The sequence below is a fragment of the Nitrosopumilus sp. b1 genome, assembly GCF_014078545.1.
Taxonomy (GTDB): Archaea; Thermoproteota; Nitrososphaeria; order Nitrososphaerales; family Nitrosopumilaceae; genus PXYB01.
On the sequence record NZ_MU078771.1, the window covers coordinates 1 to 3,672 of the forward strand.

Consider the following 3,672-nt stretch of genomic DNA (forward strand, 5'->3'; position numbering starts at 1 on the left):
ATTAGTGCACCACCAAATATTGCACCGTACTTTCTTCCTTCACTAATTTCCATATTTACCACAATCCGCCTTCAGAACCTTTAGGATCCATCTTTTTTGCAGGAACATTTCCATGTGCTTTTTTCATATGACGCTTTAATCTTTCAGGATCGTGTAGATCTGTACCACATTTATCGCATTTAGTTTGAGTTTCAGACTCTTTTTTCTTCTTACCAAACAATCCCATGGTTTCTACTAAATCAAAAATCCATTAAAAACGATTCGATATTAATCTCATAATCTAGATGGGTTTTTTTAATCGAAAGATTCTCTGAACTCGTGTCAAAACTAGTTCTATACGGAAGTATAGTCACAATTGCTCTTTTCCTAATAGGGGTGCTACTTTTATCATTTACAGAAGTGTTTTCTGATTATTGGTTGACAGGGATAGCAATGATGGGCATTGCAATTGCAGTTATAGTAATCACACTAGTAATAAAATTTCGAAGATAATACATATACCAAAAAATTAATGATTTTACATATGCCAAATGATGTAAAGGACGTTTGTCTTGAGATGTATCATAAATTATACAATTGGCATTGCGATGAGCTAGACAGGTTAGAATTAAAATTAAAAGACACATCAAGTCCAAATGAACGCAAATCAATCATTACAGTACAAAAAAGACTAGTAGTTGAAAGAAAACGAATTAGAAAAATATACCCTGAAGAATCTTTTAGACAAGACAAATTTGATGCGCTCCTTGGCACACCAACTAAGTGAATAAGATAATAAAGGATGTAGTAAATTTAGAATTTCGTTGGGAATTAAAAATATCACAGTTTTAGGTTCTGGAGTAATGGGACATGGTATTGCCCAAGTGTCAGCTACTGCAGGATACAACGTAGTTCTGCGAGATATTGAGCAAGGATTTTTGGATAAAGCAATGGAGAAGATTAGATGGAGTTTAGATAAGCTAGTCACAAAAGAAAAAATTTCAAAAGAAGAAGGAGATGCAATTTTTGGTAGAATAAAACCAGTAGTAGATTTGAATGAGGCAGTAAAAGATGCAGAACTAGTAATCGAAGTAGTACCAGAGATAATGGATTTAAAAAAGAAGGTTTACGCAGAGTTAGATAAAGCCGCTGCGCCAGAAGTAATTTTTGCATCAAATACTAGTACATTACCAATTACTGAGATTGCAAACACAACATCACGACCTGACAAATTTATTGGAATTCATTTTTTCAATCCACCACAATTAATGAAACTAGTTGAAGTAATACCAGGAGAAAAAACATCGCCAGATATTACAGAACTAACAAAAGAATATGTAAAATCAGTTAACAAGCAGGCAGTAGTTTGTAGAAAAGATGTTCCAGGATTCATAATCAACAGATTGTTTATCCCAATGGTTCATGAAGCATGTTATCTTAAAGATAGAACTAGTGCAACTCTAGAAGAAATTGATTCTGCGGTTAAATTCAAATTAGGATTTCCAATGGGAATATTTGAGTTAGCAGATTTTACTGGAATGGATGTAATCCACAAGGCAACAGTTGAGATGCACCTACGTGACAAAAAAGTGATCAATCCACATCCACTGGTGGAAAAGATGTTTGATGAAAAAAAATTAGGACAAAAATCAGGTGAAGGATATTACAAATATTCAGATGATAAATACGAGCGAGTAACACTTTCAGAAGATTTAGCATCTAAATGCAATCCAATTCAGCTTGTTGCAAATATTCTAAACAATGCAGCTTGGCTTGTCACAAATGGTGCAAGCGATATAGAAGAGATAGAAAAGGCAGCCCAGCTTGGTCTAGGATTAAAAAAACCATTATTTGAAACGGCAAAAGAGATTGGAATTTCAAATATTGTAAATGAGCTAAAACAACTAGCTGAAAAACATGGTCAATTTTATGAGCCAGATCCTTTGTTAGTTTCTATGCAGTAATTTTTTCAAGAATTAATTTTACTGCTTCTTTTGGAGAATCAACGCCAATAATTTTGATATTTTCTCTATGATCAACGTACTTGTCTGCATAAAGATCTGCAGTGCCACCAGTTTTTCTTATTGCAACCATGGGTCGCTTGTGCATATATGCAGCACATACTTCAGATAAAGTGCCAGAACCTCCACCAATTATGATTATTCCATCTGCAGATAATGCATTTAGAAAATCTCTTGTTAATCCCATTCCGCTTGGAATTACAATATCACAGAATTCATTTGCAAAAGAGTGCTCACCTTGAGGGATTATTCCTATACTCAAACCCCCTGCATCATGTGCTCCATGGCATGATGCCTTCATAACTCCACCCAAGCCACCTGAAATTAACACAGACCCAGATTTTGCAATCTCAGAACCAGTCTCATATGCAATCTTTTCATGGTCAGGAGTACAGCCATTATCATTATGCCCAATTACGAGAATCTGCCGTTTTCGTACCATCCGTTAACTTTTCGATCCCTAATCAAATACCTTTCCAAAACGTAAAGGATATTAAATAAAACAGAGAATAAAAAATATGGAAAAACGTTCAATGCCAGTTTGTTTTACAACAGAACAATACAAAATGATCGAAGAGTATGCTAAAGAACACGGCATGTTAAATGCAAGTCAGGCTTTAGAAAAACTTCTCCAAAAGGCCTAATCGGGTCATTTTTGCAACTTTTTGTTATTTTTATTCACACCAATAACGGAAACATATTTTTGAGTAAATTACATCATCAATGAAAATGGGATTATTTTCTAAAAAGACAGAATACTGTCAGATTTGCAATAAGGAGTTAACTCACAAACATAAACCCAAAAAAGAATGGGGAATTAAGGGTCCTCTTTGTGGAGACTGCCATGTTAGCAAATCCATGGAATTCTATGAAGGTAAAGTAAGACAACCATGTGTAGAATGTGGAACTACAAGAAAGATTACTGATTTGTGGGAACCACGATGGCAGTGGGATATTGAGGGATTGTTATGCAAGGAATGTTTTGATAAGAAAGAAGAATCGTTTGATAAAAAGAAAACATTTTGCAGCCAATGTGGCGGAAAGATGGGATTTGTAAGATATCGACCTAAACCAAAATGGAAGATGGAAGGCGAGTTGTGTAGAAAGTGTTGGGATACACAAAAGGCAAAGTTTGGATAAAAATGGGCCTTTTTAAAAAAATTAAATGTTCAATGTGTGATTTGAAGTTCTCACAAGAAGAAGAATTAATGCAGCATCAACAATTAGTTCATTACAAAAATAATCCTTATGATTGCAAAAATTGTAATGAATCATTTTCAAATATGGAAGATATGCGAACACATTTGCAAAGAGAACACAGTTACAAAAAAGACAGATAAAACTAGATTGCGTTAACTGATTTTACTACAGGAGGTCTAACTTTGGTAAATACCCTAAAACCACAAATGCATTTGATCTCAGGCAATCTACTGAGTTCAGTATTTGAAACATTTGTTCCACATCTAAGGCAAGAATAGATTACTTCAAACTGCTCTTTTGGTTCTTCTGCAGGCATTTCAGCATCATCAAAGTTTTCTTCAGCCATATCATTTACCAAATTTCTCTATAATTTAAGGATAAGTCCTATGTCAATGAGAGCTCGATGTAAACATCATCAGGAATCTTCAATCTCATTAGTTGTCTAATTGCTTTATCATCTGCGTTAATATCA

8 protein-coding genes and 1 pseudogene are annotated in these 3,672 nt (G+C 34.4%); 5 read left to right on the forward strand and 4 right to left on the reverse strand.

The features are described from left to right. Positions 1-55 precede the first annotated feature (55 nt). Positions 56-226 carry a hypothetical protein gene (locus tag C6988_RS10575; protein WP_182135374.1) on the reverse strand — a complete coding sequence of 57 codons (171 nt, stop codon included), beginning with the start codon at positions 224-226 and terminating at the stop codon, positions 56-58. Between the two features lie 92 nt (positions 227-318). Between C6988_RS10575 and C6988_RS10580 the strand changes: the two genes are divergently transcribed. From C6988_RS10580 to C6988_RS10590, 3 genes are read left to right on the forward strand one after another with little or no spacing between them, the layout of a single operon-like run. Next, entirely contained in the window at positions 319-492 is a 174-nt protein-coding gene (locus C6988_RS10580) for a hypothetical protein (protein ID WP_182135376.1), read from the forward strand. A gap of 31 nt (positions 493-523) precedes the next feature. Then, a complete protein-coding gene (locus tag C6988_RS10585) occupies positions 524-766 on the forward strand; it encodes a hypothetical protein (RefSeq protein ID WP_182135378.1) in 243 nt (80 codons plus the stop codon). Between the two features lie 37 nt (positions 767-803). Continuing rightward, positions 804-1,943 carry a 3-hydroxyacyl-CoA dehydrogenase gene (locus C6988_RS10590; RefSeq protein WP_182135386.1) on the forward strand — a complete coding sequence of 380 codons (1,140 nt, stop codon included), beginning with the start codon at positions 804-806 and terminating at the stop codon, positions 1,941-1,943. On the opposite strand, the gene C6988_RS10595 is transcribed toward C6988_RS10590, so the two are convergent. Continuing rightward, positions 1,933-2,442 (reverse strand): TIGR00725 family protein, encoded by a 510-nt coding sequence (locus tag C6988_RS10595; protein ID WP_182135388.1) that lies wholly within the window; start codon positions 2,440-2,442, stop codon positions 1,933-1,935. The genes C6988_RS10590 and C6988_RS10595 overlap by 11 nt on opposite strands. A gap of 76 nt (positions 2,443-2,518) precedes the next feature. On the opposite strand from C6988_RS10595, the gene C6988_RS11220 reads away from it, so the two are divergent. After that, positions 2,519-2,644 (forward strand): hypothetical protein, encoded by a 126-nt coding sequence (locus C6988_RS11220; protein ID WP_255464480.1) that lies wholly within the window; start codon positions 2,519-2,521, stop codon positions 2,642-2,644. An 85-nt stretch (positions 2,645-2,729) separates the two neighbouring features. Next, the gene (locus tag C6988_RS10600) at positions 2,730-3,140 is read left to right on the forward strand and encodes a hypothetical protein (RefSeq protein WP_182135390.1); all 411 of its coding nucleotides are present in this window, start codon (positions 2,730-2,732) and stop codon (positions 3,138-3,140) included. Between the two features lie 202 nt (positions 3,141-3,342). Here C6988_RS10600 and C6988_RS10610 read toward each other — a convergent pair whose 3' ends face one another. After that, a complete protein-coding gene (locus tag C6988_RS10610; RefSeq protein WP_255464481.1) occupies positions 3,343-3,546 on the reverse strand; it encodes a TFIIB-type zinc ribbon-containing protein in 204 nt (67 codons plus the stop codon). Positions 3,547-3,584: 38 nt separating this feature from the next. Then, positions 3,585-3,672 (reverse strand): annotated as a pseudogene (locus tag C6988_RS10615) (30S ribosomal protein S10); the annotation flags it as partial.